This is a genomic window from Flavobacterium potami, assembly GCF_020026915.1.
Lineage (GTDB): Bacteria > Bacteroidota > Bacteroidia > Flavobacteriales > Flavobacteriaceae > Flavobacterium > Flavobacterium potami.
In genome coordinates this window covers 1-287 of record NZ_JAINUY010000058.1, presented here as the reverse complement: position 1 = coordinate 287, position 287 = coordinate 1, and the positions used below count along the sequence as shown (strand labels likewise).

Annotated in this window: 1 protein-coding gene; it reads right to left on the bottom strand. The window is 57.1% G+C overall.

The window, feature by feature from the left end:
- Positions 1–287: recombinase family protein (locus K6T82_RS24265; RefSeq protein WP_223711617.1), on the bottom strand; the 287-nt coding region annotated here is incomplete at both ends.

Genomic DNA, 287 nt, shown 5'->3' with positions numbered 1-287 from the left:
GATCCGCTTGACGACCTCCGCCTGTTCCGGGTCGATGACGAGGTGCCCGTCGCTGTCCTTGGTGTATCCGAGGAAGTGATTGTGGTTGACCTGCACCTTTCCCTGCTGGTAGCGGTACTGTAGTCCGAGCTTCACGTTCTGGGAAAGGGACTGGGATTCCTGCTGCGCGAGGCTTGCCATGATGGTGATCAGAACCTCGCCCTTGGAGTCCATCGTGTTGATGGATTCCTTCTCGAACCAGACCGCGATGTTCTTGTCCTTGAGGAGCCGGATGTACTTGAGGCAGT